This window comes from Aureimonas ureilytica (assembly GCF_001475935.1).
Lineage (GTDB): Bacteria > Pseudomonadota > Alphaproteobacteria > Rhizobiales > Rhizobiaceae > Aureimonas > Aureimonas ureilytica_A.
The window spans coordinates 1-686 of sequence record NZ_LDQA01000126.1 but is presented as its reverse complement, the minus strand read 5'-3'; the positions used below and the strand labels follow the sequence as shown (position 1 = coordinate 686).

The 686-nt window shown below is 66.3% G+C and carries 2 protein-coding genes; one reads left to right on the top strand and one right to left on the bottom strand.

Annotated features, from left to right (window positions below; all coding sequences use genetic code 11):
- On the bottom strand, positions 1–333 hold a 333-nt coding region (locus NS365_RS22955), incomplete at its 3' end, for a magnesium chelatase domain-containing protein (protein WP_193753528.1).
- 152 nt (positions 334–485) lie between these two features.
- Between NS365_RS22955 and NS365_RS22950 the strand changes: the two genes are divergently transcribed.
- Positions 486–686 (top strand): LysE family transporter (locus tag NS365_RS22950; RefSeq protein WP_193753527.1); only part of this gene is annotated, 201 nt, incomplete at its 3' end.

The following is a 686-nucleotide window of genomic DNA, read 5'->3' as shown; positions in this document are numbered from 1 at the left end:
GAGCGAGAGTTCGCCCAAGACGATGAAGCGCTGCAAGACATCGGCCGGAATGGCGCCGAGCGCGGCCATCAGGCCGAGCGCGATGGGCAGGTCGTAGTGCGAACCTTCCTTCGGCAGGTCGGCGGGTGCGAGATTGACGGTGACGCGCTTGGGCGGCATCGACAGGCCGGAGGCATGGAGCGCGGCCTGAACCCGCTCGCGGCTTTCGGTGACGGCCTTGTCGGCCAGCCCGACGATACTCATGCCGACCTTGCCGGGCGCGACGAGAACCTGGACATCGACCGGCACGGCCTCGACGCCCTGAAAGGCCACGGTCCTCACACGCGATACCATGCCCGCCCCGCCTCTCGAATCGCGTTTTCGCTCTGAGCGCGAGGGTAGTTCGCAAGGGACGTGTGGGCAAGGATGGACAACGCGCTCCCCTCTTTCGCACGCCCGCAAAACCCGTATTCTTTCGCCGTCTAACGAGCGCGCGAGGGCATGGCATGGATGCGCATACGCTGGGATTGTTCGCCTTGGCCTTTCTCGTCTTCGCCGCGAGCCCTGGGCCGGACAATGTGACGATCGTCGCCCGGACGCTGCATCAGGGCGCGCTTTCGGGCCTCGCTTATGGCGCGGGCACGGTGAGCGGCATTCTCGTGTTCCTGTTTCTGGCGGCGATGGGCCTGTCGGTGCTGGCGGGCGAA